Consider the following 14,130-nt stretch of genomic DNA (forward strand, 5'->3'; position numbering starts at 1 on the left):
CTGCACCGCACCCGGGTACTGGTGCCAGGCCCACCACGCCAGCGCCGATTTCGTCGACGGCGGACTGACCAACATCGACGACCTGACCCTGGCATGCCCGTGCGATCACCGCATGCTCGACAACACCGGCTGGCGCACCCGCAAAAACGGCAAGAATCAGACCGAATGGCTCCCGCCACCGGACCTCGACACAGGCCAACACCGCACCAACGACTACCACCACCCCGAACGCCACCTACTCCCCGAAGACGACCAAGGACCGTGACTTCCGTTGCCGGGCAGGTGCATCCGCGTCGTCAGGGTGGCGGCTGGTGTTTAGGCTCTCAGCTGCGTTCGATGGCTTCCCGCTGGATGCGCTCGAACTGGGCGCCCATGGCGTCGGCCAACACGGTGGCTCCCGACAGCGGTCGCACCATGACCATGAAGTCGTCGATCAGCCCGTCGTCATTCACGTGGAGGAAGTCGCAGCCGGTGACCTTCTTGCCCGCGACGGTGGCCTCGAACACCAGGGCGTGGTCGCGGCCGTTGCTGTCCGCGATCTCGCGCACGTAGCGGAAGTCCTCGAACACCCGCATCACACCCCGCAGGATGGCGGCGGTGATCGGCTTGCCGGGGTACGGCTTGAACGCCACCGGGCTGGTGAAGACGACGTCGTCGGCCAGCAGCGCCTCCATGGCGGCCTCGTCACGTGCCTCGACCGCCTGCCGGAATGGATGCATCGCACACCTCGTCTGTTACAGGGCCGGCAGATCGCCCACCCGGGTGCCATGACGGTATCGCCCCGTACCACGACGACCACCGGGGGTCGGGCTAGGTGTCTTCGGACGTGCGACGCTCGGCCATCGCGGCCAGCCGCCAGGTGGTCTCCCGGTTGCGCGGGAAGACGGCAGCCAATGCAGCGGATCTGGGCAGCCAGCTCAGCGGCGGGGACACCGGCACCTCGGCCATCTCGATGACGCAGCCGCCGCCGTCGAGGTCGTGCAGTCGCAGCGTGATCCGCGCCTTGCCGAACGGCCGGCCGTTGGCGATCAGCACCAGCTCTTCCTCCGGCGTGCAGGACTCCACGACGGTGCTGTCGTTGATGACGGCCGGCCAGACACCGATCGAATGATGGAGCGTGCTGCCGGGCTGCGGCCAGTTCGGGTCCACGGCGCGCATCCGGCTGTTCCCGACAACCCATTGGGAGTAGGTCCAGCCGTCGGCGATCACGGCCCACACCTGCTGCCGCGAGGCCGAGGTCTCCCGCCGGACCAACGGCGAGCTGGTGATCTCCTCAGGTTCTGATGCCACCCGAACCGGCTACCCCCGTCGCGCGCAGGCAAACGCCGCGCAGAGGTCCTAGCGTGGGAGTAGGGACAGTCCCGCGATCCGACGGAGGTGACGTCGCATGCCGCAGGTCCCCGGCTGGCGTGGAGACCCGGTCTGGCTGGCCGACGTCCTGCGTGCCGAAGGGCTCGATGTCGTCGAATTCCCGGGCTGGCGGCAACGGGGACACGGCGACTTCAAGGACATCCGGGGTGTGATGGTGCACCACACCGGCTCGAACTCCGCGACCGCGGCGTCGATCGCGTTCGGTCGGCCCGATCTGGCGGGTCCGCTGTCGCAGCTGCACATCGCCCGTGACGGCACCGTGACGGTGGTCGCCGCCGGCGTGGCATGGCACGCCGGTGTGGGCATGTACCCGTGGCTGCCCGCCAACATGGGGAACTGGCACACGATCGGCATCGAGTGCGCCAACTCAGGCACGAGCCCGACCGCACCGCACCGGCGCAACTGGCCCGACGCGCAGTACTTCGCCCTGGTCGGCAGTTGCGCGGCGATCAACCGGCACCTCGGTCAACCGGCGGGCCGGACCATCGGTCACAAGGAGTATGCCGGTCGCGCACAAGGCAAATGGGATCCGGGCGCGATCGACATGGATCAGTTGCGCCGGGATGTCGGCGAGCGGATCGGCGCGGTCGCCGGCGGGGGAACCCCACGCCCACCGGTCCCGGTGGGCGAGTACGCCGACGTGCTGCTGTACCGCGGGGTGCGCGGCCCGCAGGTCGCCGAGCTCCAGCGGCGACTCAGGTACGCGTACGCCTCATACGCCGGCGGGCTCGAGATCGACGGCGTATTCGGGCCCGAAACCGAGTCGGCGGTCAGGGAATTCCAGCGTCGGACGCCCGGTCTGAAGGTCGACGGCGTCGTCGGCCCGGCCACCGCTGCCGCGCTGAGGTTGCGCCTCGTCGACGGTTAGAGTCGGCCGACCCGCCGCAGGCCCTCGACCGTGTCGGCGATGGTTTCGGCGGGGTCGCGCTGGGTGATGCCGAGGTCGCGCCGGCTTGGGGTGTCGTCGGATTCGGGCATCTGGGTGTAGTACTGCATCGCCGCAGAGTTGATCGGCGTCTCGAACGGCAGGAAGGGGCCCACCACGTCGAGCAGCCTGCCCGCGCTGCGCAGCGCGACGTCGGGCACCGGGTAGACGGCCAGCGACCGGCCGGCCGCGGTGCCGATCATCGAAGCCAGCATGTCGACCGGGACACGTTGTCCGCCAGCCATATAGCGGCGCGGTCCCCGTCCGGGTTCGAGCAGCGCCACATGCAGGTCCGCGAGATCACGGACGTCGATGACGATCCAGGCCGCGCTGCGCCCGGGCACTCCGCGCATCTTCACGGACGCCTCGACGCCTTCGGCGGCCTCCCCGAACTGGTCACCGGCGGGAGGTCCGAGCACCATTCCGGGATAGGTGATGTTGACCGGCGCGCCCCCGTCCTGCAGACCGCGCGCGTAAGCCTCGACCGCGGCCTTGGACCGTCCGTAGCCGTCGCTGCCGCCCACCACGGGCAGGTCGGCGTGCAGCACGTCGAGGTCGGGGCGGAACAGCGCGGTGAAGCTCGAGACGTGCACTATCGGGTCGATGCCGACCCGCGCGGCCTCACCGAGGACGTTGCGGGCGCCTTCGAGATTGGTGTGCAACATCTCGTCGGCGCGGCTGGGGTCGGTGGAAACCATTGCCGCACAATGAATAACGGCGTCGCAGCCATCGAGTGCCGCCGCGGTGGCCGCGGCGTCGGCGATGTCGCCGACGGCGTGGTCGCTGATGTCGACGCCGATCTTCTCGGCGCTGGTGGTGAGCCGGTCGGGGTTCCTGACCAGGAACCGGACCTGGTGTCCGGCCTGCTGGGCTGCCTTCGCGGTCCATGCACCGACGAAACCGGTGCCGCCGGTGACCAGTACCTTCATGTGCCCCCTCCGATTGGCGCCGCCACGGACGCTACCGTCTCGCGGTTCGGGTACGGCCGCGCACCCGCTAGTTGACATCCGTCAAGTAATTCCGCCGATGTGCCCGCCGGGCCGCCGGCGCTGCTATACGTTGGCCGGGTGCACTCATCGTTGCGTCCACGGCTGATCGAACGCCCCTCCGACCTGACCGCCGAATGGCTGACCGCCGTGATCGGACAGGGCACCGTCACCGAGTTCACCGTCGACCGGATCGGCACCGGGCAGATGAGCGAGTGCTACCGCGTCGCGCTGAGCTACGCCGACGACGGGGCAGGCCCGGCCACGGTGGTGCTCAAAGTCGCCGCGGCCGATCCGAGCAGCCGCCAGACGGGCCTCGCCATGGGCCTCTACGAGCGTGAGGTCCGTTTCTACACCGACATCGCGCCGGGCCTCGGCGGCCCGGTCGCGCCCTGCCATCACGGTGCCTACGACCCCGACACCGGCGCCTTCGACCTGCTGCTCGCCGACGCCGCGCCGGCGCTGGTGGGCGATGAAATACGCGGCGCCACAGTCGAAGAGGCGATGCTGGCGGTGACCCAGATCGGTCTCGTGCACGGCCCGCTGCTCAACGACGAGGCCCTGGCGGGCGCCGACTGGCTCAACCGGGAATCGCCGGTGAACCAGGGCCTGATCAGCGCGCTCTATGCCGGGTATATCGACCGTTACCGCGAACAGATCGCGCCCGAGCATCGCAACGTGTGCGAACGGTTCGTCGAGTCGTTCGACGCCTATATGGCCGCAGAGAACGACGCCGACACCCCGCGTGGTCTGGTCCACGGTGACTACCGGCTGGACAACATGCTCTTCGGCCAGGACGGGGCCCATCGCCCGCTGACCGTGGTCGACTGGCAGACCGTCACATGGGGCCCGGCATTCAGCGACGTCGCGTACTTCCTCGGCTGCGCGCTGCCCGTCGAGCAGCGCCGTGAACACTACGACGCGCTGCTCGCCGCCTACCACGGCGCGCTCGGCCCGACAGCCGGTGTGAGCATCGACGAGGTCCGCGAGGGGGTGCGGCGCCAGAGCTTCTTCGGCGTGCTGATGTCCATCGTGTCGCCGATGCTCGTCGAGCGGACCGAGCGCGGGGACGAGATGTTCATGGCGATGATCGCCCGGCACTGCCAGCACGTCATCGATACCGGCGCACTGGCCGTCCTTCCCGAGCCGGGCACGCCGGAACCGTTGCAGCCCAACGCCGATGACGAGGGCCGTCACTCACCGACCGATGAAGCGCTGTGGAGCGAGAGTTGGTACTTCGACTTCGCGGATCCGGGACAGCAGCTCGGCGGCTGGATCAGGCTCGGCCTCATCCCGAACCAGGACCATGCGTGGATCAACGGCCTGTGGTGCGCTCCGGGCGGCCCCACCATCGCTGTGCTCGACTTCGAGGCCCCGCTTCCCGAGGACCACACGCACGTCGCCGCGGACGGCATCGAGCTCGACCTCGAGGTATTGGAGCCTCTGAGCAGCTATCGGGTGGTGCTGCGGGGTCGGGGAGAGGCTCATGACGACCCCGCGGCGCTGCTGCGTGGGGAGGCCGGTCGGCCCGTCGACGTGTCGATGGACCTCACCTGGAGCACCGTCGGGCGGCCGTACCAGTACCGGATGTCACCGCGATACGAAATCCCTTGCACGGTAACGGGGACCGTGGTCGCCGACGGCCGGACGTACGCAATCGCCGGTGTTCCCGGTCAACGCGACCATTCGTGGGCGGCACGCGACTGGTGGAGCATGGACTGGATGTGGAGCGCGTTGCACCTCGACGACGGCACGCACATCCACGGAGTGGAGATTCTGATCCCGGGCATGCCACCGTTGGCGGTGGGCTATGTCCAGCGGGACGGCGAACCTCTCGTCGAGCTTGCCAAGGTCAGTGCGCGTACGACGTTCGCCGACAACGGCCTACCCATTTCGGCGCTGGTCGACTACGCGCCGGGAGACATCACCGCCACCATCGACGTCCGCGGTCACGCACCGGTGTTGCTCACGTCGCCGGACGGCCGGCACAGCCGTTTCCCCCGGGCGTGGGGAGAGGTCACCACCGCCGACGGTCGCACCGGAGTGGGCTGGATCGAGTGGAACCGCAGCCAGGATTGACGGGGTCTCACCCGGTGGCGCTCTGTAGCTGAACCAGGTTGCCGCACGTGTCGTCGAGCACAGCCGTGGTCACCGGGCCCATGTCGGTGGGTTGCTGCGTGAAGCGCACACCCAGCGCCGCGAGCCGCTCGTACTCCGCCCGAACGTCGTCGACCACGAAGGCGGTGAAGGGAATCCCGTCGGCGACAAGGGCGTCCTTGAACGGTTTGACCGCGGGGTGGCCGTCGGGTTCCAGAGTGAGTTCGGTCCCGTCCGGGTCTTCCGGGGACACCACGGTGAGCCAGCGGACATCACCCATCGGCACATCGTGTTTGACCTGAAACCCCAGAATCCGGGTGTAGAACTGCAGCGCCTTCTCCTGATCGTCGACGAGCATGCTGGCGTAGCTGATTCTCATGTCGATCCTCCCTCGGAACCGGTTCCCTTGAGCCATCGCTCGCCGATCTCGGCGAGTGGGGCGGTGTTGATGTGGTGGAACTTGTACCGACCTTCGCGGCGGGTCTCGATCAGGCCTGCCGACTCCAGCACGTCCAGGTGCTGCGACGTCGACTGGCGAGACGCGGTGATCCCGTGCTTGGTCGTCAGGCGCGCACAGATCTCGAAGAGCGTCTGCCCGTCCCGGTCGGTCAGCTCATCGAGGATTGTGCGACGGGTGGGGTCGGCCAAGGCCTTGAAGACGTCACCCACACGACCCGACGATAGGCAAGTGGCCACTTGCCTGTCAATGACGCGGCTGCTGGAACGCGCATGTCCTATAGTTTTCGGTCACCCAAACTTTTAGACTGGCGACGGCGAAATTTGTGACAGGGGGCTCACGGGTGAGGCGAGGCGTACGGCGGGTCCGGCAGGTGCTGGCGGTGGCGGGCATCGCAGCAGTGGTGGGGGCGTGCGCGTCCGCCGAACGCGGCGAAGCGGACCGGCCGGTTGTGCTGACCACCTTCACCGTGCTGGCCGATATCGCGGCGAATGTGGCAGGCGAGCACTTGGTCGTCGAGTCGATCACCAAGCCCGGAGCCGAAATCCACGGTTACGAGCCCACGCCGGGCGACATCAGGAAGGCCGCGCAGGCGGATCTCATCCTGGACAACGGGCTCAACCTGGAAGCCTGGTTCGCCCGGTTCGTCGACGGGATCGACGTGCCGCACGTCATGGTCAGCGACGGGATCGTCCCGCTCGACATCAGCGCGGATGCGTATGCGGGACTGCCCAATCCGCATGCGTGGATGTCACCGCTGAACGTGCAGATCTACGCCGACAACATGGCTACCGCGTTCAGTGAGCTGGATCCCGGCAATGCCGCCGATTACGCGGCGAACGCCGCCGAATACCGCAGGGAGCTCCAGCAGATCCATGACGATCTTCTCGCCCGACTCGACGCCGTGCCCGCCGCCCAGCGCGCTTTGGTGACCTGTGAAGGGGCCTTCTCCTACCTCGCGCGCGACACCGGCCTGACCGAGAAGTACATCTGGCCGGTCAACGCCGAGCAGCAGGCCACCCCACAACAGATCGCCTCGACCATCGAGTTCGTCGACGCCAACGACGTGCCCGCGGTGTTCTGCGAATCGACGGTGTCGGATGCGCCGATGCAACGGGTCGTCGAAGCCACCGGGGCCCGCTTCGGCGGGGTGCTGTTCGTCGACTCGCTCTCCGAGGCCCACGGTCCGGTGCCGACATATCTGGAGCTGATCCGACACGACGCAGAAACGATCACGGCTGCCCTGACCGGCAACCCGAAATCGTGACCGCCGCATTGCTGGTGGATTCGGTCACCGTGCACTACGGCCCGGTACTGGCCCTGGACCGGGCGACGCTCTCGCTGCAGGCGGGCAGGGTGTGCGGGCTGGTCGGCATGAACGGCTCCGGAAAGTCGACCCTGTTCAAGACGATCATCGGGCTCGTGCGCCCCGACACCGGACGCGTCCTCATCAACGGGGGCACCCCGGCACAGGCGCGCAGAGCCGGCCATGTCGGCTACCTGCCGCAGAGCGAGGACATCGACTGGACGTTCCCGCTGTCGGTGCGCGACGTGGTGCTCACCGGCCGCTACGGCCACATGGGCCCGGCCCGGCGCGCCCGCAAGAGCGACCACGAGGCCGTCGACACCGCCCTGAGCCGGGTGGAACTCGACGGCTACCAGCACCGGCAGATCGGGCAGCTCTCGGGAGGTCAGCGCAAACGCGCATTCCTCGCGCGCTGCATCACCCAGGGCGCCGACCTGTTGCTGCTCGACGAACCCTTCGCCGGCGTCGACAAGCGCAGCGAAGCGACCATCAGCCGGGTGCTGCGCGACCTCGCGGCCGCCGGCGCGACCATCCTGATCGCCACGCACGATCTGCACGCGCTGCCCGATCTGGCCGACGAAGCGATCCTGCTGATGCGCACCGTGCTCATGCACGACCGGCCCGCGACGGTGCTGCAGCCGCAGAACCTCGCCCGCGCCTTCGGCTTCGACGTCGCGGGCGAATCATGAGCGTCCTGGAGTTCCTCATCGAGCCGATGCGGCTGGACTTCATGGTTCGGGCCACCGCCGCCACACTGGTCGCCTCGGTCGTGTGCGCCACCCTGTCCTGCTGGCTGGTCCTGATCGGCTGGTCTCTGATGGGCGACGCCGTCTCACACGCGGTGCTGCCGGGAGTGGTGTTGGCCTACATCGTCGGCGCCCCGTTCGCGCTCGGCGCGGTCATCTTCGGATTCGCCGCCGTCGCTCTCATCGGAATCGTGCGCGGCACCAGCCGAATCAAGGAGGACGCCGCGATCGGCGTCGTCTTCACCACGCTGTTCGCCCTTGGCCTGGTACTGATTTCGGTCACCCCCAGTCAGGTCGACCTCAACCACATCATCTTCGGCAACCTGCTCGGGGTGTCCCGCGCGGACCTGACGCAGGTCGTCGTGCTCGGCGCGGTCGTCCTGGCCGTGCTCGTCTTCAAACGCCGCGACTTCACGCTCTACGCCTTCGATGCCACCCACGCCCACGCGATCGGGCTCAACCCGCGATTCCTCGGCGCCACCCTGCTCGGACTGCTCGCCCTGACGGCGGTCGTCGCCCTGCAGGCCGTCGGCGTCGTCCTCGTCGTCGCCCTGCTGATCACCCCCGGCGCCACCGCGTATCTGTTGACCGATCGATTCCAGCGGATGCTGCTGATCGCGCCCGCCACCGCAGCGTTCGCCGGGCTCGTCGGGATCTACGTCAGCTACTACGCCGATACCGCGTCGGGACCGATGATCGTGCTCGCCAACGGCGTGATCTTCACTCTCGTATACCTGTTGAGTCCCCGTCACGGGCTCGTCACCGCGTGGATTCAGAAGAAGACACACGCGAAGAGCGCCGGCAACTGAAGCGGAGACCCCGACCGGCCCACGAGAACCGGCCGCGGCTATAACGGGAAGGTGCTGATCGGATTGTCGACGCCTGTCGTTGTGCAAACGCCGGCGATGGCCAGTCCTTGGGAGGGCGGCGCTGACATCGAGGACGTCGCCCGCATCGCCGAAGTGGCCGACAGCCTCGGATTCGACTATCTGACGTGCTCCGAGCACGTCGCAGTGCCTGTCGATGAAGCAGGCCTCCGTGGCGCCGTGTATTGGGATCCGCTGGCCACGCTCGGGTTCCTGGCCGCCCGGACGTCCAGGATTCGGCTGGCCACCTCGGTTCTGGTTCTCGGCTATCACCATCCACTGGAGATCGCCAAGCGGTACGGCACCCTCGACCGGGTCAGCGGCGGGCGGCTGGTTCTCGGCGTCGGCGTCGGCTCGTTGCGCGCGGAATTCGAGATGCTGAGCGCGCCGTGGGAGGACCGTGGTGTCAGGGCCGACGACGCCATCCGCGCGCTGCGGTCGTCGCTGTCGGTATCCGCGCCCTCCTATCACGGCGAGTTCCACCGATACCAGGCGATGATGGTCGAGCCGCACGCCGTGCAGCCACGGGTGCCCATCTGGGTGGGAGGGCGCACCGCGCGCTCGTTGCGTCGTGCGGTCGGACTCGCCGACGGATGGATGCCATTCGGGCTGACGCCCGCCCGGATCGCGGAAATGCTTGCCGCAGTGGATATTCCCGACGATTTTGACATCGTGCTCGCGGTGGGTCCGCTCGATCCGCGGGCACGCGACGAATGCCTGAACCGGCTGCGCGCATTGCGGGATGTCGGCGCCACAGCCGTGACATGCTCGCTGAGTGCGTCTTCGGCCGAGCACTACTGCGACCAACTCGCCTCGCTGCGCGATCTCGTCGACGAGCTGTGAAGCGCTGTCGCGGACGGAAGATCCGATGAAGGGAAGCGATGATGTCCACTGACCACGAGGGTCTCGAAGCCAGACTGGCGCAGCTGGAGAAGCGGTTGCGGCACATCGAAGACGAGCGTGACATCGCGCGCCTGATCGCCAGTTACGGCCCATCTGTGGACGCAGCGGACGCGGAAGGGGCCGCCGCGCTGTGGAGTGCCGACGGCACCTACGACGTCGAGGGCTGGCTGATGTCGGGCCGCGAGGACATCGCTGCGATGGTGGGTTCGGATGGCCACCGCCGGTTGGTGGCCAACGGCTGTTGCCACTTCCTCGGTCCTGCCGTGGTCACCGTCGACGGCGACGACGCGGTGGCAGGGTGCGTGTCCCTGGTCGTGCTGCGGGCGGCGGACGGGTATCCCGAACGTGAAAGCGGTGCGACAGCACACGATCTGCCCGCGCCCGGGTACGTCGTCTGGCGCGCGGCGGCCAACCATTTCCGGTTGCGCCGCATCGACGACCGGTGGCAGATCGTCGCCCGCAGGAGTCGCCTCCTCGGGAACCCCGAAGCTCAGCAACTGCTCACCGCGGGTGTCGCCGGACAGGCGGAGTGACCGGCCGGAGCAGGCGTTGGCCGCCCGTGGCTCGCGTCGGGGGTGGGGGGTTAGCGGGCGATGATGACGGAGGAGCCGTGGCCGAAGAGGCCTTGGTTGGCGGTGATGCCGACGGTGGCGCCCTCGACTTGGCGTCCGGTGGCTTGGCCTTTGAGTTGCCAGGTGAGTTCGCAGACTTGGGCGATGGCTTGGGCGGGGATGGCTTCGCCGAAGCTGGCCAGTCCGCCGGAGGGGTTGACCGGGATGGTGCCGCCGAGGGTGGTGGCGCCGCTGCGTAGCAGGTGTTCGGCTTCGCCTTTGGCGCACAGGCCGAGGTGTTCGTACCAGTCGAGTTCCAGTGCGGTGGACAGGTCGTAGACCTCGGCCAGGGAGAGGTCTTGGGGGCTGATGCCGGCTTCGGTGTAGGCGGCGTCGAGGATCTGGTCTTTGAACACCCGCTCGGGGGCGGGGACCACGGCGGTGGAGTCGGTGGCGATGTCGGGTAGTTCGGGCAGGTGTTGCGGGTATTGCGGGGATTGCAGGCTGATCGCGCGCACGCTGGGGACGCCGTTGACCGAACCGAGGTGTTTTTCGGTGAAGGCTTTGGAGGCGACGATGAGTGCGGCCGCGCCGTCGGAGGTGGCGCAGATGTCGAGCAGCCGTAGCGGGTCGGAGACGACGGGGGAGGCGGCGACGTCGTCGAGGGTGGCTTCTTTGCGGTAGCGGGCGTTGGGGTTGTGTAGGCCGTGGCGGGCGTTTTTGACTTTGACGGCGGCGAAGTCGTCGACGGTGGCGCCGTAGAGGTCCATGCGTCGGCGGGCCAGCAGGGCGAAGTAGACGGTGTTGGTGGCCCCGATCAGGTGGAAGCGTTGCCAGTCGGGGTCGTTGCGGCGTTCGCCGCCGACGGGGGCGAAGAACCCTTTGGGGGTGGTGTCGGCGCCGATGACCAGGGCGACGTCGCACAGTCCGGCCAGGATGTGGGCGCGTGCGCTTTGGAGGGCTTGGGAGCCGGAGGCGCAGGCGGCGTAGCTGGAGGTGATCGGGATGCCGTTCCAGCCCAGTTTCTGGGCGAAGGTGGCGCCGGCGACGAAGCCGGGGTAGCCGTTGCGGATGGTGTCGGCGCCGGCGACGAGTTGGATCTGGCGCCAGTGCAGGCCGGCTTCGGCCAGGGCGGCCCGGGCGGCCACCACACCGTATTCGGTGAAGTCGCGTCCCCATTTGCCCCACGGGTGCATGCCCGCGCCCAGGATGTAGACCGGTTCGGGGCTCATTGGGCGATCCTCCAGGCGTAGACGATGCGTTCGGTGCCGTCGTCGTCGATGTAGAGCGGCATGGTGGTCAGTTCCATCTGCATGCCGATGGTCAGGTCGGCGGCCAGGGTGCCCTCGACGACCTTGCCGAGCACGATCAGGCCTTCGTCGGCCAGCTCGACGGCGGCGACGGCGAACGGTTCGAACGGGTCCGGGGACGGATACGGCGGGGGTGGGGCGTAGCGGTTTTCGGTGTAGCTCCACAACGTGCCGCGCCGCGACAGCGGCACCTGGGCCAGCTCGTCACCGCCACAGCCGGGATTGGGGCAGTTGTTGGCCCGCGGCGGGAACACAAACGTCCCACACTCATGACACTTACCACCGATCAGATACGGATCCCCCGACCCATCGGTGGCTGAATCGACGGCTCGGCCATCGGTGGCTGAATCGACGGCTCGGCCGTCGGGGCCTGAATCGACGGCTCGGCCGTCGGTGGCGAACCACCCATCAATCGCAGGCTGCGTGGAAGCTGACACGCGGGTCAGCGTACCCAGTCGCGGCGGAAAACTGAAACGTGTTCCAGTTTGAGTCGATGGGCGACTTGGGATCGGTAGGGGTCGTGACGGTGTGCACTCGTTCGCGAGCAGCGGCCCCGGCATCACGTCAGGGCCCGGGAGAGCGGAGAGCAGCGATGGGATTCTTCAAGAAAGTGCGCGAAGCCGCCGAGCAGCCCGAGATGGTGCACGTCCGGGGTGCAGGGCCGATCGACCCCGCCGTATTGGGCGGTCCGTCCACCCGTTCGGTGGCAGCCGACGACCCGATCTGGGCGCCCATCAACGGCATCTCGCTGCAGGACTACGCCGACCTTGCCCGGATCGCGCAGTCCCGCGGCGTCACCGACGAGGCCGGGATGATCGCCATCGCAGCCGAACGGGGCTGGAGCCCGACGGACGCCAAGGCCGCGCTCGACGGATGGGTGCAGCGGATGGGTCGGTCGATGGCCGTCGGTCAGCGGTTCCGCAAGCTCCTCGGCTACTGAGCCGACCCGGTCAACTCTGACTGGCTGACAACAGGATTCGCAGCAGGTCGGCGGGTCTGTCGCGCATCAGATTGTGCCTGCCGTCGAGTTCGTGACAGATCCAGGTGGGGTCGTCACGCACCCTGTCGTAGGACGGCCGCAGCGGCGACTCCCCGGGCCAGTCCAGCGCGTAGACGAAGATGCGCCGCCGGAAGCCGTTCAGGTCGCCGCGCAGCCGTAGCGGTTGCAGGACGGTGGCCAGCGGGTGCGAGGTGGCGCGGTCGTCGAAGAACGGCATCGGTGGGACGCCGAACCCGCTGTCGTCGACCTTGACGTACCACTGGCGTTCCTCGTCGTTCACCAGGTCCCAGCACGCCTCGCCGTCGCGGGGGACCACCGCGTCGAGGAACACCAGCGAGTCCACCCGGTCCGGGATCCGGTCGGCGACACCGGTGATCACCATGCCCCCGTAGCTGTGCCCGACGAGGATCAGGTCGGCGCCCGTGGCGGCATCGTTGTCGATCGCGGCGAGCACGTCGACGATGTGGGTGTCGAGGTTGACCCCGCCCGGCATCAGGTGTGACCGTTCCCCCACGCCGGTCAACGTGAGCGCCAGCACGTGGTGGCCCGCCGACCGAAGTGATGCGGCGACCTCGTCGAAACACCATGCGCCGTGGCACATTCCGGGAATCAGGACGTAGCTGCTCATGAGTCAACACTGGCCCGGTCCGGGACATAAGTCCAATACATGACTGATCTAGGGTCCATAATCAACGCTTATGGAGCTTCGTCAGCTCGAATATCTGGTCGCCGTCGTCGAGGAACGCAGTTTCACCAAGGCGGCACAGCGGGAGCGGGTGGCCCAGCCGGCCGTCAGCGCTCAGATCCGCCGGCTCGAGCGTCAGGTGGGGCAGCCGCTGCTGACCCGCTCGCACCGGGGTGTGCGGGTGACGCCGGCCGGCGCCGCGCTGCTGCCCCATGCGAGGGCGGCGCTCGCGGCCGTGCGCGATGCGCAGGCCGCGGTCGACGATGTCGCGAACCTGGTGCGCGGAGCCGTCGCGATCGGGACCGTCACCCTGCACCCGGTGGACGTGGCGCGCCTGATGGCGAACTTCCACGCCGAGCATCCCGGCGTCGAGATCACGCTGGGCACCGACACCTCCGACGTCCTGCTGGCCAAACTGGAGGACGGCCGACTCGATGCGGCCATCGTGTCGATCGGCGCCGACGAGGATCCGGCCGGGCTGGAGTACGAGGTGATCACCGACGAGGCCTTGGAGGCGGCGGTGACCGCCCAGCACCGGCTCGCCCGGCGGAAGTCCCTGTCGCTCAAGCAACTCTGCGAGTACCCGGTGATCTCGCTTCCGGCGGGGACGGGGCTGCGGTCGCGGCTCGACGACGCCTGCGCGGCCGCCGGACTGCGACCGCGGATCGCGTTCGAGGCCACCAGCCCGCTCGAGCTTGCGGACCTCGCGCGCCACGGCCTCGGCGTGGCGATCCTGCCCCGGTCCATGGCGCGCGGCAGTGCCGGCCTGCACCCACTGCGGCTGAGCCCGGAACTACGCGGCAGGCTGGTGTGGGCGTGGCGCACCGACATCAGCGGCCCGGCGGCGCGGCTGCTCAACGCGCGCGCCCGCGCGATGATTGCGGCGACGGGCACACCGGCTGTCATACCGGGTGCCTAGAGTGAACG

Annotated in this window: 17 protein-coding genes and 1 pseudogene; 10 read left to right on the forward strand and 8 right to left on the reverse strand. The window is 68.4% G+C overall.

Annotation, left to right across the window (positions count from 1 at the left end):
- Nucleotides 1-265: pseudogene (locus BN976_RS24470) on the forward strand (HNH endonuclease signature motif containing protein); the annotation flags it as partial.
- 58 nt (nt 266-323) lie between these two features.
- Here the strand turns inward: BN976_RS24470 and BN976_RS24475 are convergent.
- Both BN976_RS24475 and BN976_RS24480 read right to left on the reverse strand, forming a co-directional pair.
- The gene (locus BN976_RS24475) at nt 324-719 is read right to left on the reverse strand and encodes a nuclear transport factor 2 family protein (protein ID WP_011780580.1); all 396 of its coding nucleotides are present in this window, start codon (nt 717-719) and stop codon (nt 324-326) included.
- Between the two features lie 91 nt (nt 720-810).
- The gene (locus BN976_RS24480) at nt 811-1,290 is read right to left on the reverse strand and encodes an SRPBCC family protein (RefSeq protein ID WP_011780579.1); all 480 of its coding nucleotides are present in this window, start codon (nt 1,288-1,290) and stop codon (nt 811-813) included.
- A gap of 97 nt (nt 1,291-1,387) precedes the next feature.
- Here BN976_RS24480 and BN976_RS24485 point away from each other — a divergent pair, with 97 nt between their 5' ends.
- On the forward strand, nt 1,388-2,239 hold the full coding sequence (locus tag BN976_RS24485) for a peptidoglycan recognition protein family protein (RefSeq protein WP_011780578.1): 852 nt from the start codon (nt 1,388-1,390) through the stop codon (nt 2,237-2,239).
- On the opposite strand, the gene BN976_RS24490 is transcribed toward BN976_RS24485, so the two are convergent.
- Nucleotides 2,236-3,225, reverse strand: a complete 990-nt coding sequence (locus BN976_RS24490; protein WP_036374775.1) for an SDR family NAD(P)-dependent oxidoreductase — start codon at nt 3,223-3,225, stop codon at nt 2,236-2,238. The genes BN976_RS24485 and BN976_RS24490 overlap by 4 nt on opposite strands.
- A 138-nt stretch (nt 3,226-3,363) precedes the next feature.
- Here BN976_RS24490 and BN976_RS24495 point away from each other — a divergent pair, with 138 nt between their 5' ends.
- Complete coding sequence (locus BN976_RS24495; RefSeq protein WP_036375005.1) at nt 3,364-5,361, forward strand: DUF7064 domain-containing protein; 1,998 nt, start codon at nt 3,364-3,366, stop codon at nt 5,359-5,361.
- A gap of 7 nt (nt 5,362-5,368) precedes the next feature.
- Here BN976_RS24495 and BN976_RS24500 read toward each other — a convergent pair whose 3' ends face one another.
- Together BN976_RS24500 and BN976_RS24505 are read right to left on the reverse strand one after the other, a co-directional pair.
- The gene (locus BN976_RS24500; RefSeq protein WP_036374778.1) at nt 5,369-5,758 is read right to left on the reverse strand and encodes a VOC family protein; all 390 of its coding nucleotides are present in this window, start codon (nt 5,756-5,758) and stop codon (nt 5,369-5,371) included.
- Complete coding sequence (locus BN976_RS24505) at nt 5,755-6,048, reverse strand: ArsR/SmtB family transcription factor (RefSeq protein WP_036374784.1); 294 nt, start codon at nt 6,046-6,048, stop codon at nt 5,755-5,757. The genes BN976_RS24500 and BN976_RS24505 overlap by 4 nt, the downstream gene beginning before the upstream one ends.
- Nucleotides 6,049-6,218: 170 nt before the next feature.
- On the opposite strand from BN976_RS24505, the gene BN976_RS24510 reads away from it, so the two are divergent.
- The 5 genes from BN976_RS24510 to BN976_RS24530 are packed head-to-tail and all read left to right on the forward strand — an operon-like array spanning nt 6,219 to nt 10,190.
- Nucleotides 6,219-7,103: a metal ABC transporter substrate-binding protein gene (locus BN976_RS24510; RefSeq protein WP_269156264.1), complete on the forward strand. Its 885-nt coding sequence runs from the start codon at nt 6,219-6,221 to the stop codon at nt 7,101-7,103.
- Nucleotides 7,100-7,831, forward strand: a complete 732-nt coding sequence (locus tag BN976_RS24515) for a metal ABC transporter ATP-binding protein (RefSeq protein WP_011780572.1) — start codon at nt 7,100-7,102, stop codon at nt 7,829-7,831. The genes BN976_RS24510 and BN976_RS24515 overlap by 4 nt, the downstream gene beginning before the upstream one ends.
- Nucleotides 7,828-8,697: a metal ABC transporter permease gene (locus tag BN976_RS24520; RefSeq protein ID WP_036374790.1), complete on the forward strand. Its 870-nt coding sequence runs from the start codon at nt 7,828-7,830 to the stop codon at nt 8,695-8,697. Before BN976_RS24515 ends, BN976_RS24520 begins: the two co-directional genes overlap by 4 nt.
- A 51-nt stretch (nt 8,698-8,748) precedes the next feature.
- A complete protein-coding gene (locus BN976_RS24525) occupies nt 8,749-9,597 on the forward strand; it encodes an LLM class F420-dependent oxidoreductase (RefSeq protein ID WP_036374792.1) in 849 nt (282 codons plus the stop codon).
- Nucleotides 9,598-9,635: 38 nt separating this feature from the next.
- Entirely contained in the window at nt 9,636-10,190 is a 555-nt protein-coding gene (locus tag BN976_RS24530) for a nuclear transport factor 2 family protein (protein ID WP_011780569.1), read from the forward strand.
- Nucleotides 10,191-10,240: 50 nt separating this feature from the next.
- Here BN976_RS24530 and BN976_RS24535 read toward each other — a convergent pair whose 3' ends face one another.
- Both BN976_RS24535 and BN976_RS24540 read right to left on the reverse strand, forming a co-directional pair.
- Complete coding sequence (locus BN976_RS24535) at nt 10,241-11,440, reverse strand: lipid-transfer protein (protein WP_036374793.1); 1,200 nt, start codon at nt 11,438-11,440, stop codon at nt 10,241-10,243.
- Nucleotides 11,437-11,955 carry a Zn-ribbon domain-containing OB-fold protein gene (locus BN976_RS24540; protein ID WP_011780567.1) on the reverse strand — a complete coding sequence of 173 codons (519 nt, stop codon included), beginning with the start codon at nt 11,953-11,955 and terminating at the stop codon, nt 11,437-11,439. The genes BN976_RS24535 and BN976_RS24540 overlap by 4 nt, the downstream gene beginning before the upstream one ends.
- Before the next feature lie 155 nt (nt 11,956-12,110).
- Here BN976_RS24540 and BN976_RS24545 point away from each other — a divergent pair, with 155 nt between their 5' ends.
- A complete protein-coding gene (locus BN976_RS24545) occupies nt 12,111-12,458 on the forward strand; it encodes a hypothetical protein (protein ID WP_011780566.1) in 348 nt (115 codons plus the stop codon).
- 10 nt (nt 12,459-12,468) lie between these two features.
- Here the strand turns inward: BN976_RS24545 and BN976_RS24550 are convergent, their stop codons facing one another.
- On the reverse strand, nt 12,469-13,146 hold the full coding sequence (locus tag BN976_RS24550; protein WP_011780565.1) for an alpha/beta hydrolase: 678 nt from the start codon (nt 13,144-13,146) through the stop codon (nt 12,469-12,471).
- Between the two features lie 70 nt (nt 13,147-13,216).
- Here BN976_RS24550 and BN976_RS24555 point away from each other — a divergent pair, with 70 nt between their 5' ends.
- Nucleotides 13,217-14,122, forward strand: a complete 906-nt coding sequence (locus BN976_RS24555) for a LysR family transcriptional regulator (protein WP_036374795.1) — start codon at nt 13,217-13,219, stop codon at nt 14,120-14,122.
- The last annotated feature ends 8 nt before the right edge of the window (nt 14,123-14,130 follow it).

The sequence above is a fragment of the Mycolicibacterium austroafricanum genome (genome assembly GCF_000612725.1).
GTDB lineage: Bacteria > Actinomycetota > Actinomycetes > Mycobacteriales > Mycobacteriaceae > Mycobacterium > Mycobacterium austroafricanum.

Bases quoted from the DNA above. Each gene is read 5' to 3' on its own strand.
- BN976_RS24535 (WP_036374793.1), bottom strand. From the start codon at position 11,440: ATGAGCCCCGAACCGGTCTACATCCTGGGCGCGGGCATGCACCCGTGG.
- BN976_RS24475 (WP_011780580.1), bottom strand. From the start codon at position 719: ATGCATCCATTCCGGCAGGCGGTCGAGGCACGTGACGAGGCCGCCATG.
- BN976_RS24555 (WP_036374795.1), top strand. From the start codon at position 13,217: ATGGAGCTTCGTCAGCTCGAATATCTGGTCGCCGTCGTCGAGGAACGC.
- BN976_RS24500 (WP_036374778.1), bottom strand. From the start codon at position 5,758: ATGAGAATCAGCTACGCCAGCATGCTCGTCGACGATCAGGAGAAGGCG.
- BN976_RS24490 (WP_036374775.1), bottom strand. From the start codon at position 3,225: ATGAAGGTACTGGTCACCGGCGGCACCGGTTTCGTCGGTGCATGGACC.
- BN976_RS24485 (WP_011780578.1), top strand. From the start codon at position 1,388: ATGCCGCAGGTCCCCGGCTGGCGTGGAGACCCGGTCTGGCTGGCCGAC.
- BN976_RS24530 (WP_011780569.1), top strand. From the start codon at position 9,636: ATGATGTCCACTGACCACGAGGGTCTCGAAGCCAGACTGGCGCAGCTG.
- BN976_RS24520 (WP_036374790.1), top strand. From the start codon at position 7,828: ATGAGCGTCCTGGAGTTCCTCATCGAGCCGATGCGGCTGGACTTCATG.
- BN976_RS24545 (WP_011780566.1), top strand. From the start codon at position 12,111: ATGGGATTCTTCAAGAAAGTGCGCGAAGCCGCCGAGCAGCCCGAGATG.
- BN976_RS24550 (WP_011780565.1), bottom strand. From the start codon at position 13,146: ATGAGCAGCTACGTCCTGATTCCCGGAATGTGCCACGGCGCATGGTGT.